Here is a 13965-nt window from a genome sequence, read left to right on the forward strand (position 1 = left end):
GGGCGGTGAACCGCGGGCTCAGAGGATCGCTCCGGGCCGGTAACCGGCCGCCTCGGGGTGCAGCGCGGCGACCTCCTGCACGCGGCTGACGATCTCCGCGGTCTGCGCGGCCGCGGCGCCGGTGAACGACAGCCGGTCCGCCATCAGTTCGTCCAGCGCGGGGCGGTCGAGCGGGATGCGGGAGTCCGCCGCGAGCCTGTCCAGCAGCTCGTTGTGCTCCGCGCCCTCGCGCATCGCCAGAGCCGCGGCCACCGCGTGCTCCTTGATCGCCTCGTGCGCGACCTCCCGGCCGACCCCGGCCCGCACGGCGCCCATCAGGACCTTCGTCGTCGCCAGGAACGGCAGGTAGCGGTCCAGCTCCCGGGCCACCACGGCAGGGAAGACGCCGAACTCGTCCAGCACCGTCAGGAACGTCTCCAGCATCCCGTCGAACGCGAAGAAGGCGTCGGGCAGCGCCACCCGGCGCACCACCGAGCAGGACACGTCGCCCTCGTTCCACTGGTCCCCGGCCAGCTCGCCCGCCATGGAGGCGTAGCCCCGCAGGGTCACCATGAGGCCGTTGACCCGTTCGCAGGAGCGGGTGTTCATCTTGTGCGGCATCGCCGAGGAGCCGACCTGCCCCTCCTTGAACCCCTCGGTCACCAGCTCCTGGCCGGCCATCAGCCGGATCGTCCTGGCCAGCGACGAGGGCGCGGCGGCCAGTTGCACCAGCGTGCCGACCACCTCGTGGTCCAGCGAGCGGGGGTAGACCTGCCCGACGGAGGTGAACACGCGCCCGAAGCCCAGGTGCTCGGCGATCCTGCGCTCCAGGTCGGTCAGCTTCTGCTCGTCCCCGCCGAGCAGGTCCAGCATGTCCTGCGCGGTGCCGACCGGCCCCTTGATGCCGCGCAGCGGATAGCGGCGCAGCAGCTCCTCCACCCGCTCGAACGCGACCAGCAGCTCGTCTGCCCCGGTCGCGAACCGCTTGCCGAGGGTGGTGGCCTGTGCCGCGACGTTGTGTGAGCGGCCCGCCATCACCAGTGCCGCGTGCTCGCCCGCCAGCGCGCCCAGCCGCTGCAGCAGGGCCACGGTGCGGTCGCGGGCCAGCTCCAGGGAGAGCCGGATCTGGAGCTGTTCGACGTTCTCCGTCAGGTCCCGCGAGGTCATGCCCTTGTGCACGTGCTCGTGCCCGGCCAGCGCGTTGAACTCCTCGATGCGCGCCTTCACGTCGTGCCGGGTGACCTTCTCGCGCTCCGCGATCGAGGCGAGGTCCACGTCCTCGACCACTCGCTCGTAGTCGGCCACCGCCTCCTCGGGCACGGCGATGCCCAGGTCCCGCTGCGCCTTGAGCACGGCGAGCCACAGCCGCCGCTCCAGCACGATCTTCGACTCGGGGGACCAGATGCGGACCAGCTCGGGGGAGGCGTAGCGGGACGCCAGGACGTTCGGGATGCGCGGCTTGTCACTCACGCCGCCCGATTCTACGGGGCCGCGCGGTCCCCGGCGCTCCGGGGCGGCGGGATCGCGGCCCCGGAGCCGGCGGCGTCGTCGCAGGCCAGTGGGGCCAGCTCGGGGCGCTTGGGGGCGCGGCCGTCACCCGAGGAGCGACCGGTCAGCCGCCGCCCGATCCAGGGCAGCAGGTGGACCCGGGCGAAGCGCGCGTCCGCGGCGCGCCGTGCCGTCCAGGAGGGCGCGGCGGCCGGTGGCAACGGGGTGTTCCAGTCGCTCCCGGGCGGCAGCCCGAGCCGCTGCCAGATGGCCTCGGCCACTCTGCTGTGCCCCTCAGCCGTCAGATGCAGCCGGTCGTCGGCCCACATACGCGGGTCGCCCAGCGCCTCCGAGGCGAACAGGTCGACCACCAGCGCGCCGTGCCGCTCCGCCAGCCCGTCGATGAAGTCGAAGAGCTGCTCCATCCGGGCCCGGTAGCGCTCCAGCACCGGTCCGCGGCGGCCCGGGCTGCGCATCAGCACCAGCGTCCCGCAGGCGGGCGCCAGGGTGGCGACGGACTCCTCCAGCAGCGCGCACACCCGCGCGGTGTCGCATCCGGGCCGCAGCACGTCGTTGAGACCGCCCACCAGGGTCACCAGGTCGGCCTCCATCGCCGCCGCGGGGGCGACCTGGTCGGCGGCGATCTGCCCGATCAGCTTGCCGCGCACCGCGAGGTTGGCGTAGCGGAACTCCGGCTCCCGGGCCGCGAGGCGGGCCGCGAGCAGGTCGGCCCAGCCCCGGTAACCGCCGCCCGGCAGCAGGTCCGACATCCCCTCGGTGAACGAGTCGCCCAGGGCGACGAACGAGCGAGGGGCGGCCGGTGGGCGGGCGGGTTCCGCGGACGGGGCGGGTGCGGCACTGGTCACGGTCGCCCATGGTAGCCCGTTGCCCCGAGCAACGACCTTGCGGTGTCCTTCTCGGGGCAACGGGTCCACGGGCCGACGAGTCGGCGGCCTGCTGCTACGCCTGGCCGACGAGTTCGCGCAGCACGTCCTCCATGGTCACCACGCCCGTCGCCCGCCCGTCCGGGCCGGTGACCGCCGCCAGGTGGGTTCCGCTGGAGCGCATGGCCCCCAGCACGTCGTCCAGCGGCAGCGAGGCCCGCACCCGGGCGATGGGACGCATCGCCGTCAGCGGGAACGCGGCCTCCCGGGGCGAGGCGTCCAGCGCGTCCTTGACGTGCAGATAGCCCAGCACCCGCCCGTCGTCGTCCACCACCGGGAACCGGGAGAACCCGGACTCGGCCGACAGGTTCTCCAGCCCCTCGGGGGTCACGCCGCGGCCTGCCGTCACCACCTTGTGCAGCGGCTGCGCCACCTCGGCGATCGGCCGCCTGCCCAGCTCCAGCGCGTCGCGCAGCCGTTCGGTCGAGCGGTCGTCCAGCAGCCCGGCCTCACTGGAGTCGGCCACCATCTGGGCGAGGTCGTCGTCCGAGAACGCGGCCTCGACCTCACTCTTCGGCTCGACCCGGATCAGCTTGAGCAGCGCGTTGGCGAACGAGTTCACCGCGAAGATCACCGGACGCAGCGCCCGCGACAGCGCCACCAGCGGCGGCCCCAGCAGCAGCGCGGTCCGCTCCGGCCCGGCCAGCGCGATGTTCTTGGGCACCATCTCGCCCAGCAGCATGTGCAGGTACGTCGCCAGCGACAGCGCGATCACGAACGAGACGCCGTGCGCCACGCCGTCCCCGACGCCCGCCGCGTGGAAGACCGGCTCCAGCAGATGCGCGATGGCGGGCTCGGCGACCACACCGAGCACCAGGGTGCACAGCGTGATGCCCAGCTGCGCCGCGGCCAGCATCTGCGCCACGTGCTCCAGGCCCCACAGCACCTTGCGGGCCTTCTTGTCGCCCTCCTCGGCCAGCGGTTCGATCTGCGCGCGGCGCACCGAGATCAGCGCGAACTCCGCGCCCACGAAGAACGCGTTGGCCACCAGCGTCAGCAGCCCGATCAGCAGTTGGAGCACCGTCATCGGTGTGCCTCCGCCCGGTCGCCGGTCTCGGACCCGTCCGGGTCGTCACCCGGTCTCGGTCCGTACAGCCGCACCTGCGCGGCGCGGCGGCCGCTGGCGTCCATGACCGTCAGCTCCCAGCCGCCGACCGACACGGTGTCCCCGGCGGCCGGGATGCGGCCCAGCTCGGTGGCGATCAGCCCGGCGAGCGTCTCGTAGGGGCCCTCCGGAGTGCGCAGCCCGATGGCCTGCAGCTGATCGGTGCGCGCGGCGCCGTCCGCGACGTAGACGGGCCGGCCCTCCGCGTCCTCCCCGGCGGGGGCCAGGTCGGGGGTCTCCAGCGGGTCGTGCTCGTCGCGCACCTCGCCCACGACCTCCTCGATGATGTCCTCCAGTGTGACGACACCGGCCGTGCCGCCGTACTCGTCGATGACGACCGCGATGCTGCGGTCGCCGCCCGAGAGCTGGTCCAGCAGCCGGTCGACGGTCAGCGACTCGGGAACCAGCAGCGGCTCCCGCATCAGATCGGTCACCGGCCGCAGCCGCCGCTCGGCGGCGGGTACGGCCAGCACGTCCTTGATCCGGACGATGCCGACGACGGTGTCCAGGTTCCCCCGGTAGACGGGGAAGCGGGAGAGTCCCGTGGCGCGGGTGGCGTTGGCGACGTCCTCCACGGTGGCCTGCACCTCGAGCGAGGTCACCTGCACCCGCGGCGTCATGACGTTCTCCGCGGTCAGCTCGGCCAGGTGCAGGGTGCGCACGAACAGGTCGGCGGTGTCCTCCTCCAGCGCGCCCTCCTTGGCGGAGTGCCGGGCCAGCGCCACCAGCTCCTGCGGCGAGCGGGCCGAGGCCAGCTCCTCGGTGGGCTCCAGGCCCATCCGCAGCAGCACCCGGTTGGCGGTGTTGTTCAGATGGCGGATCAGCGGGCGGAAGGCCGCCGAGAAGACCCGCTGCGGTGTCGCCACCGCCCGGGCCACCGGCAGCGGCCGGGAGATCGCCCAGTTCTTGGGCACCAGCTCGCCGATCACCATCAGCACCACCGTGGAGAGCGCGGTGCCGAGCACCAGGGCGACGGAGGAGGAGGCCGAGGACGGTACGCCGAGCGAGCGCAGCGGTCCGGCGATCAGCTTGGCCACGGAGGGCTCGGCGAGCATGCCGACGACCAGATTGGTGACGGTGATGCCCAGCTGCGCCCCGGAGAGCTGGAAGGTGAGGGACCGCACGGCCGCCAGCGCGCTCTTGGCACCCCGGTCGCCGCGCTGCTCCGCCCGCTCCAGCTCGCTGCGTTCGACGGTGGTCAGGGAGAACTCAGCGGCCACGAATCCGCCGCAGGCCAGGGACAGCAGCAGTGCCACGAGCAGCAGCAGGACTTCCGTCATCGACCGGTCACCTCCTTCCCATCGTGGGACAGCGGTGGCCGGTACGCGCGACGTCGGAGGCTGCTACTGGGAGGGTCGCCCATGGGCGGACGCTCACACCTTTCGGATCCGATGACTGTGCCGGGCCCGCGGGAGTGCGGGCCCGGCTTCGTGTACAGCGTAAACGGGCCGGCCGGTTCCGCGGTTCCCGCCCGCGGGCGCCGGCCGTCAGGACGCGAGCGGCTTGACCCAGCGGCTCCACTGAGGCTGCGGAGCGTAACCGGCGGCCTGCCAGACCCGGTGTGCCCGCTCGTTCGCGTCCAACACCATGGCGTCGCCGCGCCGCCCGCCGAGCGCAGCGAAGCGCTCCTCGGCGGCGGCCAGCAGGGCCCGGGAGACGCCCTGCCGCCGCTGCGCGGGCAGCACCGCGAGCCGGTAGAGGGAGCAGCGCCAGCCGTCCCACCCGGCGATGACCGTGCCGACCAGCCGCCCGTCCTGCTCCGCCAGCAGCAGGGCCTCCGGGTCCCGGGAGAGGAGCCGGGCCACCCCGTCCCGGTCGTCGCTGACGCTGGTTCCCTCCGCCGCCTCCTGCCAGAAGGCCAGTACCCGGTCGATGTCGGACGCGGCCGCCGCGCGTATCGCAAGATCCGTCATGGCCCGCATCCCAGCACGGGCCGCCCCCGGCCGCCACGCCGTTTCGCCTGGTGGGCAGGCGGTCGGCGGCCGGTCGGCGGCGCCGGGTTCAGCTTCCGCCGAGTGTTTCCACCACCGGAGCGAACCTGTCCATGAAGGGGTCCGGCACGGTGAGGCGGGGCCGGGTCCGGGTTCCGGAACCCCGCGCCCGGGGCCGCGCACGCCTGTTCACTGCTAGCGGAACGGTGCTAGCGTGGTGGTGTGGCGAAGACGCAACTGAACGTCCGGGTGGACGAGGGCACGGCGCAGGCCGCCAGGGAGCGGGCGCTGGCCCGCGGGGTGAGCGTGAACCGGTACATCGAGGAACTCGTCCAGCGGGACGCGGCCGAGGTGGGCCGCTCCTTCGTGGACGCGGCAGCCGACTTCATGAAGAGCTACGCGTCCGTCTTCGCCGAGGAACTCGACGCGGCCGGGGCCGGTGAGCGGGACCCGGGGAGCGGCGCCGGAAGCCCGCCCGCGGCGTGAGCGTCCGCGTCGACCTCGCCTGGCTGCTGATCCTCGCCGAGCAGAAGACCCCGGGCGACCCCCGCGTCACCGACTACGGCGCGCTCGTCGCCGCCGTCAGCCGCCACGAGGCCGCTGTCTTCGGCCGCCCCGTCTACCCCGAGCCGCACGACCGGGCCGCCGCACTGCTGCAACTCCTGCTGCACGTACCGGCCCTGGAGCGCTCCAACGCGCTGTTCGCCTCCGCCGTGGCCTACGGCTACCTCGTCGCCTGCGGACTCAAGGTCGTCACCTCTCCCGAGCGGATACGCGACCTGGCCCGGCTCGTCAAGGACGGCACCGCCGACCTGGCCGCGATCTCCGCCGAGTTGCGCACCTGGACCCTGTGAGGAGCCGACGGCGCCGCTCAGCCAAGCGCCGCGGGGACCGCCTCACCGCCGAGTTCGGGCGCCAGCCAGCCCGGCGCCTCCGCACCGAACCGCGACGGCGGCAGCGCGCCCGCCCCCTCGGGGACGGCGCCCAGCAGCGGCAGCCCGGTGTACCCGGGCAGGTCGGTCGGGTTGCACCGCTCGGCGAGGCCCGGTGCCCCCGGCATGCTGCCGATCACCAGCCCCGCACACTCCACGCGACGGGCCCGCAGCGCCTCCGCCGTCAGTGCCGCCGTGTTCAGCGTGCCCAGCCCCGCCTGGACGACCACCAGCACCGGCGCGGCCAGCAGCCGGGCGGCGTCGGCCAGCGTCGAGCCCGCGCCGTCGAACCGCACCAGCAGCCCGCCCGCGCCCTCGACCAGGACGAGGTCGTGCGAGGCGGCCAGCTTCCCGGCCGCCTCGGCGACATCCCCGGCCGACACGTACGGCATCCCCGCGCGCCGGGCCGCCGTCTCCGGGGCCAGCGGCTCCGGATAGCGGGCCAGTTCGGCGCCGGTCAGCGCGCCGGGTGCCGACGCGCTGCCGCCGGCCAGCCGCAGCACCTCCGCCACGTCGCCCGGTTCGCCGGCCGCCACCCCCGTCTGGGCCGGCTTGAGCACGGCCACCGAACGGCCTGCGCGCAGCGCGCACGCCGCCACCGCCGCAGTGGTCACCGTCTTCCCGATCTCCGTACCGGCTCCGGAGACGCACAGCACGCCCCGCGCCACCGCCATGTCCGCCCCGCCCCGCATCTCAGCCCTCCCGAGCCGCCGCGCACATCGCGGCGGCGATCCGTGCCACGTCCTCCTCGCCGGTGATGTACGGCGGCATCGCGTAGACCATGTCGCGGAACGGCCGCAGCCACACCCCGGCACGTACCGCGGCCCGGCTCGCCGCCGCGACGTCCACCTCATGGTCCAGGCGCAGCACCCCGATCGCGCCGAGCACGCTCACCTCCCGTACCCCGGGCAGCTCCGCGGCCTGCGCCAGCCCGCTGCGCAGCCCCGCGGACACCTGCCGAACCCGCGCCCGCCAGTCCTGGGACAGCAGCAGATCCAGCGAGGCGCCCGCGACGGCGGACGCCAGCGGGTTGCCCATGAACGTCGGACCGTGCGCCAGCACCGGTACCGAGCCGCGCGCGATCCCCTCCGCCACGCGCGGCGTGCACAGTGTGGCCGCCATCGACAGATATCCGCCCGTCAGCGCCTTGCCGACACACATCACATCGGGGACCACCCCGGCGTGGTCGGCCGCGAACAGCTCCCCGGTGCGGCCGAAGCCGGTGGCGATCTCGTCCAGCACCAGCAGCACGCCGTGCGCGTCGCACGCCTCCCGCAGCGCCCTGACGTACCCGGGGGAGTGGAACCGCATCCCGCCCGCGCCCTGCACCACAGGTTCGACGACGACGGCGGCCAACTCGTGCGCGTGCCGTTCGATCTGCTCATGCAGATGCGCCACGTAGGCCGGGTCCGGTTCCGCCGCGAAGCCGGCGGGCGGCGCGTCGGCGAACACCTGCACCGGCAGCGCACCGGACCACAGGTGGTGCATCCCGCCCTCCGGGTCGCACACCGACATCGGCTGCCAGGTGTCCCCGTGGTAGCCGCCGCGCCAGGTCAGCAACCGCCGCTTCTCCGGACGCCCCAGCGAACGCCAGTGCTGCAGGCACATCTTGACGGCGACCTCGACCGCGACCGAACCGGAGTCCGACAGGAAGACGTGCTCCAGATCGCCGGGCGCCACCTCGGCCAGCCGCGCGGCCAGCCGCACCGCGGGCTCGTGGGTCAGCCCGCCGAACATCACATGGCTCATCCGGCCGAGCTGGTCGCGGACGGCCTCGTCGAGCACCGGGTGCCGGTAGCCGTGCACGGCCGACCACCAGGACGACATGCCGTCGATCAGCTCCCGCTGTCCGTACGCGGGTTCGGCCAGCCGCAGCCGCACACCCGCGGCGGACTCCACCACCAGCGGCTCCGCCGTCCCGGGCATCGGCCCGTACGGGTGCCACACATGCTGCCGGTCCAGTGCCAGGAGCTCCTCGGTTGCGGCGCCCGGTCCGGCGGACGCCGCCGGGACGGTGCTCTCAGGCATTGGGCGGCAGCTCCGTCCCCGTGCCCCGCAGCCGGACCGCGACCCGCTCGTGCGGGGCGGAGCCGGACTCCTCGCGCCGGTGCTCGGGCAGCGTGGTCGTCTCCGCGCCCTCCACCTCGAAGCCGGAGTCCGCGATCATCTCCAGATCGGCCTTGCCCGCCTGCCCCTCGCTGGTGAGGTAGTCGCCCAGGAAGAGGGAGTTGGCCAGGTGCAGCGCCAGCGGTTGCAGCGACCGCAGATGCACCTCGCGCCCGGCGGCCAGCCGCACCTCCACGTCCGGGCACACGAACCGCACCATCGCCAGGATGCGCAGCGCCCGCTGCGGAGTGAGGTTCCACTCCTCGGCCAGCGGCGTGCCCTCGAACGGCAGCAGGAAGTTGACCGGCACCGAGTCCGCGTCCAGCCCGCGCAGCGAGAAGGCCACCTCGACCAGGTCCTCGTCCGTCTCCCCCATGCCCGCGATCAGACCGGAGCAGGGCGAGAGTCCGGCACCCCGGGCCTGCTTGACGGTCTCCACCCGGTCCTCGTAGGTGTGCGTGGTGCAGATGTCCCCGTAGGTGGACTCCGAGGTGTTGAGATTGTGGTTGTAGGCATCGGCCCCCGCCTGGCGCAGCCGCTCCGCCTGGCCGTCGGAGAGCAGACCGAGACAGGCGCACACCTCGACGTCCTCGTTCCGCTCCTTGATGGCCCCGATCGTCCTGGAGACCCGGTCGATGTCGCGGTCGGTGGGGCCGCGGCCGCTGGCCACCACGCAGACCCGCTTGGCGCCGCCCTGCACCCCGGCCGCTGCGGCCTCGGCAGCCTCCTCGGGCTTGAGCCAGGTGTACTTGAGGATCCCGGCCTCGGAGCCGAGCCGCTGGGAGCAGTAGGAGCAGTCCTCCGGGCACAGCCCCGACTTGAGGTTCACCAGGTAGTTGAGTTTCACCCGCTTCCCGAACCAGCGGCGGCGCACCTTGCCGGCGGCCGCCACCACGTCCAGCAGGTCGTCATCGGTGGTCCGCAGCACCGCGAGTGCTTCGTCCCGGGTGGGCGTCTCGCCGCGGAGCCCCTTGTTCACCAGTGAGTTCAGCAGGTCGTCCATGGGCACGATCCTTGCCCATGCGACCCTGCTGGGTAATGGAGGAAGCCTACAAGACCGCTTGAGCGAGGTGTGGATGTTGTCACACGTCGACCGGCGTTATGGCAGGTTAGGTTCTATTGACTGCCTACAAACATCCAGGCCGCGCAACCCGCCAGGCGCTCCCGCCGCCCGGTACGGGCGGGCGCGGGTGACCGAAGAGAGCTCCCATGTCCCAGGACCCCTTCGCGTGGACCGCCGAGGCACTCCGGAAGCGCCGCGCGGCGGGACTGCTGCGCACCCTGGCGCCGCGGCCCGCCGATTCCCCGCTGCTGGACCTCGCGGGCAACGACTACCTGGGCCTCTCCCGGCACCCGGACGTCGTCCGTGCCGCGGCCGCGGCGGCGTGCCGGTGGGGTGCCGGAGCGAGCGGCTCCCGCCTGGTGACCGGATCCACCGAACTGCACGCCCGGCTGGAGTCCGAACTGGCGGACTTCTGCGGCTTCGAGGCCGCGCTCGTCCTCTCCTCCGGATACGCCGCGAACCTCGCCGCGGTCACGGCGCTCACCAACGCGCCGGGCGGCGGCGGGCTGCTGATCTCCGACGCCCACAATCACGCCTCGCTGATCGACGGCTGCCGCCTCTCCCGGGCCCGTACGGCCGTCGCCGCGCACGCCGACCCGGAGGCCGTCGCCAAGGAACTGGCGGGGCACCCCCGGCAGGCGGCGGAGGGACCCGCGCTGGTGGTCACCGACTCCGTCTTCTCCGTCGACGGGGACGCGGCACCGCTGGCGGAGCTGGCCGGGGTGTGCTCGGCGGCCGGAGCCGGGCTGCTCGTCGACGACGCACACGGCCTCGGTGTACTGGGCGACGGCGGCCGGGGTGCCGCCCGCGCGGCCGGGCTGGCCGGCACGCCCGGCACGGTCGCCACGGTCACCCTGTCCAAGTCGCTGGGCAGCCAGGGCGGCGCGGTCCTGGGCCCCGCGCACGTGATCGCGCACCTTGTGAACACCGCCCGGACCTTCATCTTCGACACCGGGCTGGCTCCCGCGGCGGCGGGCGGCGCGCTCGGCGCCCTGCGGCTGCTGCGCGCGGAGCCCGAACGCGCGGCCCGTACCCGGGCCGCCGCGGCCGATCTGCACACCCGGCTGACCGCTGCCGGGCTGGAGGCCACCCGGCCGGACGCCGCCGTCGTCTCGGTGCGCGCTCCCTCGCCGCAGGCCGCGGTGGAGTGGGCGGCCGCCTGCCGTGCCGCGGGCATCCAGGTCGGCTGCTTCCGTCCTCCGTCCGTGCCCGACGGCATCTCCCGGCTGCGTCTGACCGCCCGCGGCGACCTGGCCGAGCAGGTGCTCGCCGACGCGGCCGACACGGTGATCGCCGCCGCGCCGCGCACCGGCTGAGCCAGCGGTTCCGGGGCTCGGCCGCGCCCGCGCTTCCCGGGCGCCCGATGTGCGGGCAGCCGCGATACGCCCCCGGCGGGGCTGCCTTGGGCCGGGCGCGGCAGAGTTCACCGCTTCGGGCGACACAACTCCCGGCAGGCAGGGCGATCGGGCGCACGGCGCCGTGCGGAGTGGCACGCTGTCGCGCAGCGGTTCCCGGGGGGGCGCTCCCCGAGTCTTCCCGGGCGGGCCCAGAACGAGCCCGCCGCCGCGCGACGGAGGAGCCAACGGCCCCGGAAAGGGACGGCCTCGCCATGGCGGACCACCAGGAAGCGACGATCACCCTGCCGACTGCACCGGCCTCCGTCACGGCCGCGCGCCGGCATGTCACCGACGCTCTCCGCGCGTGGGGGCTGCCCGACGGCGCGGACGCCATGGACGTGCTCCGCCTGATCGTCTCCGAACTCGCCACCAACGCCGTCCAGCACACCTTCGGCAGATCGCCCAGCTTCACCGTCGACCTGCGGCTGGAGGAGGCCGAACGGCTGCGCCTGGGAGTCACCGACAGCCATCCGGGCAGACCGCGGCGGCTGTCGGCCGCGGCCCAGCAGGACCACGGGCGCGGACTGGTCATCATCCGTTCGCTGACCGCCGAGTCCGGCGGCACCGTGCATGTCGCGCCCATGCCCGACGGCGGCAAGACCATCTGGGTGGAGATTCCCTGGCTGCCGCTGCCCGCGGGATGAGCGGCCCGCGCCGGGCGCGCCGAGCCGGCGGGCGCGCCCTGCGGGTTCGTCACCCGGCGGTCCCGGCGCCGCCCCTCGGCCGGAGCAGCACCTCCGCACCGACCGGGACGAATCCCGCGGCGAGGAAGGCCCGCAGGCTCGCCGCGTTCCCGGGCGCTACCTGCGCCCACAGCGCCTCGTGCGGCGGCACCAGGGTCCGGGCCGCGGCCGCCAGCACCCGCCCCAGTCCGGCGCCACGTGCCGCGGCCTCGACCTCGACGGCCACCTCCCACCGCCCGGCCACGCCCGTGCCGGTCACCAGTGTGCTCCCGCCGGCCGTCCTCCAGACGCGGACCTGCGAACGGTGCGCCAGGGCGTCGGCGACCCGCGGATGCGCCGGACCCGGCGTCCCGGCCGGGTTCCGCATCTCCCGCAGCTCCTCGTGCCGTGGTGCGGGGCCGGTGCCCGGCGGGAGGACGAGCAGCACGTCGATGCCGCCCGCCTCCCGCCCGGTCCTGCGGCACAGCGCGCCGAGGAACGGCGGTCCCATCGGTGCGCCGGGGTCGTCGGGCGGCACCCGGCGCCGCACCCACTCCGGCGGCACGTCGGCGAAGACGACCGTGTGCCCGGTCAGTGCCAGTACTCCCGCGTCCCGGGGCGAGGGCTGGGGGAGCACTGTCAGTCCGCCGTCGGGCGGCGGGAATCCGCCCTGTGCGGCCGACTCGAGGATCTTCGCCAGTGTGTCCATCCGCCGGAGCGTAACGCCGCGTCAGCAGCGGGTGCTCAGCAGGCGGGTGCGTTCGGAGCCGGCCGTGGCCGTCTCCGCCCGGGTCAGCAGCACCACCGCGGCCAGCAGCACCGAGGCGCCCAGGAGCATCGGCAGGGTCAGCCGCTCCCCGAGCAGTCCCACCGCGAGGGCGGTCGCGCTGACGGGTTCGATCAGCATGACCACCGACGCCGTGGCCGCCCGGACGACGGCCGCACCCGCGAAGTAGAGCGGGTACGCCAGCGCCGTCGGCACCGCTCCCACGTACAGGAGCAGCAGCGCCACCCGGAGCGGTTCCCCGGTGTGCGGCAGCACTCCCTCCACGGCCGCGCACGGCAGCAGCGCCACCGCGCCGACGCCGAGGGACCACGCGGTGAGGGTGAAAGCGCTCTCCGGCAGACCGGTACTGCCCACCCACCGGGCCAGCAGCACCGAGACCGCGATCGAGACCGCGGAGAGCAGGGCGAGCGCGACACCGGCGGGCCGCACCTCGCCGCCGCCCCCGCCCAGTACGAGGACGGCGAGCCCGGCGGGTGCGGCGGCGACGGCGCACATCCCGCCCCGGCCCAGCCGCTCCCGCAGCACGATCCGGGCGCCGAGTGTCACGAACACCGGTGCCGCGCCCAGCGTCACGATCGTCGCGACGGCCACACCCGTGGCCGGCACGGCGGCGAAGTAGGCGGTCTGGAAGAGCGCCATGCACAGGCCGGTCGACAGCCGCACCCCGTACCGGGAACGGCGGCCGCGCGCCGGCGTGTCGCGGACGGGACGGCTGGGGCGGCCCGCACGGCCCGGGCGCCGCCGCAGCAGCGCCCGGCCCACGAGCAGCAGGGCCAGCCCGCCGACGTAGCGCCAGAAGGACATCGCCAGCGGCCCCAGGTCGCTGGCGGAGTGGAGGACATCGACTGCCGCGCCCGTGGTGCCCCAGGTGGCACCGGCGGCGGCGAGGAAGAGCAGGCCCTGCCCGGCGGGCAGGCTGAAGGAGCCGGTGGAACCGGCGGAAGAAGTCGACACGAATGTGCTCCGCGTGAGGAGAGGTCGGTGATCGGACCCGTTCGCGGGCACCACCGACCCCGCGGCGGCGGTCGTCCGTCCGCCGCGGCAGTCGCGCGTGGCCGCCCGCCCTACGCGGGAGGCGGGGAGACGAGCAGCAGAGCCGAGTTCATGATCGGGAGCCTAGCCGTCGGGGTCACGGCCGTCACCTGGATTTCGGGCGCCGCTGTGTGCCGCCGCGCACCACTGGATCCCGGTCCGCGGGGCGCCCCGGCCCGCAGGCATCCGGTGTGCCGGGTGCCTCAGCCGCCGGGCCCGTCCGGCTCCGGCGCCGGGAGCAGGACCCGCTCCGCGCGCCGGTCGCCCTCCAGCACCCGCAGCGCCCGCTCCAGCGTCGCGGCGTGCAGGGTGCTCTCGCCGCGTTCGTGCATCAGCGCCAGCGCGTCCCGCAGCCGGACCGCCTTGCTGACCAGGCCCTGCGCGGCGCGCAGCGCTCCGTAGGTGTCGTGGCCGCGCGCCGGGTTGATCCGGCCGACCAGGTCGAGCGCCTCCAGATAGGTGTCGACCAGCTCGCTCTCGGCGCGGGTCAGCGCGGGCAGCGGCGGCAGGCCCGGCGGCCAGTCGCGGGGCATGCCGGC

15 protein-coding genes are annotated in these 13965 nt (G+C 74.6%); 4 read left to right on the plus strand and 11 right to left on the minus strand.

Features of this window, described 5'->3' with window-relative positions; all coding sequences use genetic code 11:
* Positions 1–18: 18 nt before the first annotated feature.
* From purB to ACFYMO_RS04285, 5 genes are all read right to left on the minus strand, one after another.
* Positions 19–1449, minus strand: a complete 1431-nt coding sequence (gene purB / locus ACFYMO_RS04265; protein ID WP_388544145.1) for an adenylosuccinate lyase — start codon at positions 1447–1449, stop codon at positions 19–21.
* Between the two features lie 11 nt (positions 1450–1460).
* A complete protein-coding gene (locus ACFYMO_RS04270) occupies positions 1461–2333 on the minus strand; it encodes an SGNH/GDSL hydrolase family protein (RefSeq protein ID WP_366773470.1) in 873 nt (290 codons plus the stop codon).
* 94 nt (positions 2334–2427) lie between these two features.
* On the minus strand, positions 2428–3438 hold the full coding sequence (locus ACFYMO_RS04275; RefSeq protein WP_366773471.1) for a hemolysin family protein: 1011 nt from the start codon (positions 3436–3438) through the stop codon (positions 2428–2430).
* On the minus strand, positions 3435–4796 hold the full coding sequence (locus ACFYMO_RS04280; RefSeq protein WP_366773472.1) for a hemolysin family protein: 1362 nt from the start codon (positions 4794–4796) through the stop codon (positions 3435–3437). The genes ACFYMO_RS04275 and ACFYMO_RS04280 overlap by 4 nt, the downstream gene beginning before the upstream one ends.
* Before the next feature lie 207 nt (positions 4797–5003).
* Positions 5004–5438 (minus strand): GNAT family N-acetyltransferase, encoded by a 435-nt coding sequence (locus ACFYMO_RS04285; RefSeq protein WP_366773473.1) that lies wholly within the window; start codon positions 5436–5438, stop codon positions 5004–5006.
* Positions 5439–5669: 231 nt separating this feature from the next.
* On the opposite strand from ACFYMO_RS04285, the gene ACFYMO_RS04290 reads away from it, so the two are divergent.
* Both ACFYMO_RS04290 and ACFYMO_RS04295 read left to right on the plus strand, forming a co-directional pair.
* Positions 5670–5933: a toxin-antitoxin system HicB family antitoxin gene (locus tag ACFYMO_RS04290; RefSeq protein ID WP_366773474.1), complete on the plus strand. Its 264-nt coding sequence runs from the start codon at positions 5670–5672 to the stop codon at positions 5931–5933.
* Positions 5930–6301, plus strand: a complete 372-nt coding sequence (locus ACFYMO_RS04295) for a fic family toxin-antitoxin system, toxin component (RefSeq protein WP_360296710.1) — start codon at positions 5930–5932, stop codon at positions 6299–6301. Before ACFYMO_RS04290 ends, ACFYMO_RS04295 begins: the two co-directional genes overlap by 4 nt.
* Before the next feature lie 17 nt (positions 6302–6318).
* Here the strand turns inward: ACFYMO_RS04295 and bioD are convergent, their stop codons facing one another.
* Genes bioD through bioB form a run of 3 tightly spaced genes read right to left on the minus strand, consistent with a single transcriptional unit; the run spans position 6319 to position 9488 of the window.
* A complete protein-coding gene (gene bioD / locus ACFYMO_RS04300) occupies positions 6319–7071 on the minus strand; it encodes a dethiobiotin synthase (protein WP_366773475.1) in 753 nt (250 codons plus the stop codon).
* 1 nt (position 7072) lies between these two features.
* Positions 7073–8407, minus strand: a complete 1335-nt coding sequence (locus ACFYMO_RS04305) for an adenosylmethionine--8-amino-7-oxononanoate transaminase (RefSeq protein ID WP_366773476.1) — start codon at positions 8405–8407, stop codon at positions 7073–7075.
* A complete protein-coding gene (gene bioB, locus ACFYMO_RS04310) occupies positions 8400–9488 on the minus strand; it encodes a biotin synthase BioB (RefSeq protein WP_366773477.1) in 1089 nt (362 codons plus the stop codon). Before bioB ends, ACFYMO_RS04305 begins: the two co-directional genes overlap by 8 nt.
* A gap of 206 nt (positions 9489–9694) precedes the next feature.
* On the opposite strand from bioB, the gene ACFYMO_RS04315 reads away from it, so the two are divergent.
* Positions 9695–10864, plus strand: coding sequence for an 8-amino-7-oxononanoate synthase (locus ACFYMO_RS04315; protein WP_388544153.1), 1170 nt, complete (start codon positions 9695–9697; stop codon positions 10862–10864).
* A 293-nt stretch (positions 10865–11157) separates the two neighbouring features.
* Positions 11158–11589, plus strand: a complete 432-nt coding sequence (locus tag ACFYMO_RS04320; RefSeq protein ID WP_366773479.1) for an ATP-binding protein — start codon at positions 11158–11160, stop codon at positions 11587–11589.
* A gap of 49 nt (positions 11590–11638) precedes the next feature.
* Here ACFYMO_RS04320 and ACFYMO_RS04325 read toward each other — a convergent pair whose 3' ends face one another.
* From ACFYMO_RS04325 to ACFYMO_RS04335, 3 genes are all read right to left on the minus strand, one after another.
* Complete coding sequence (locus ACFYMO_RS04325) at positions 11639–12316, minus strand: GNAT family N-acetyltransferase (protein ID WP_388544156.1); 678 nt, start codon at positions 12314–12316, stop codon at positions 11639–11641.
* Positions 12317–12337: 21 nt separating this feature from the next.
* Positions 12338–13348, minus strand: coding sequence for an EamA family transporter (locus ACFYMO_RS04330; RefSeq protein ID WP_366773480.1), 1011 nt, complete (start codon positions 13346–13348; stop codon positions 12338–12340).
* A gap of 281 nt (positions 13349–13629) precedes the next feature.
* On the minus strand, positions 13630–13959 hold the full coding sequence (locus ACFYMO_RS04335; protein WP_366773481.1) for a hypothetical protein: 330 nt from the start codon (positions 13957–13959) through the stop codon (positions 13630–13632).
* Positions 13960–13965: the final 6 nt, after the last annotated feature.

Source organism: Streptomyces sp. NPDC007025 (assembly GCF_042869455.1).
Classification (GTDB): domain Bacteria; phylum Actinomycetota; class Actinomycetes; order Streptomycetales; family Streptomycetaceae; genus Streptomyces.

What these genes read in the sequence shown, in the direction of transcription:
- ACFYMO_RS04275 (WP_366773471.1), bottom strand. Translation starts at nt 3,438, where the DNA reads ATGACGGTGCTCCAACTGCTGATCGGGCTGCTGACGCTGGTGGCCAAC.
- ACFYMO_RS04280 (WP_366773472.1), bottom strand. Translation starts at nt 4,796, where the DNA reads ATGACGGAAGTCCTGCTGCTGCTCGTGGCACTGCTGCTGTCCCTGGCC.
- ACFYMO_RS04285 (WP_366773473.1), bottom strand. Translation starts at nt 5,438, where the DNA reads ATGCGGGCCATGACGGATCTTGCGATACGCGCGGCGGCCGCGTCCGAC.
- bioD (WP_366773475.1), bottom strand. Translation starts at nt 7,071, where the DNA reads ATGCGGGGCGGGGCGGACATGGCGGTGGCGCGGGGCGTGCTGTGCGTC.
- ACFYMO_RS04305 (WP_366773476.1), bottom strand. Translation starts at nt 8,407, where the DNA reads ATGCCTGAGAGCACCGTCCCGGCGGCGTCCGCCGGACCGGGCGCCGCA.
- bioB (WP_366773477.1), bottom strand. Translation starts at nt 9,488, where the DNA reads ATGGACGACCTGCTGAACTCACTGGTGAACAAGGGGCTCCGCGGCGAG.
- ACFYMO_RS04315 (WP_388544153.1), top strand. Translation starts at nt 9,695, where the DNA reads ATGTCCCAGGACCCCTTCGCGTGGACCGCCGAGGCACTCCGGAAGCGC.
- ACFYMO_RS04320 (WP_366773479.1), top strand. Translation starts at nt 11,158, where the DNA reads ATGGCGGACCACCAGGAAGCGACGATCACCCTGCCGACTGCACCGGCC.
- ACFYMO_RS04325 (WP_388544156.1), bottom strand. Translation starts at nt 12,316, where the DNA reads ATGGACACACTGGCGAAGATCCTCGAGTCGGCCGCACAGGGCGGATTC.
- ACFYMO_RS04335 (WP_366773481.1), bottom strand. Translation starts at nt 13,959, where the DNA reads ATGCCCCGCGACTGGCCGCCGGGCCTGCCGCCGCTGCCCGCGCTGACC.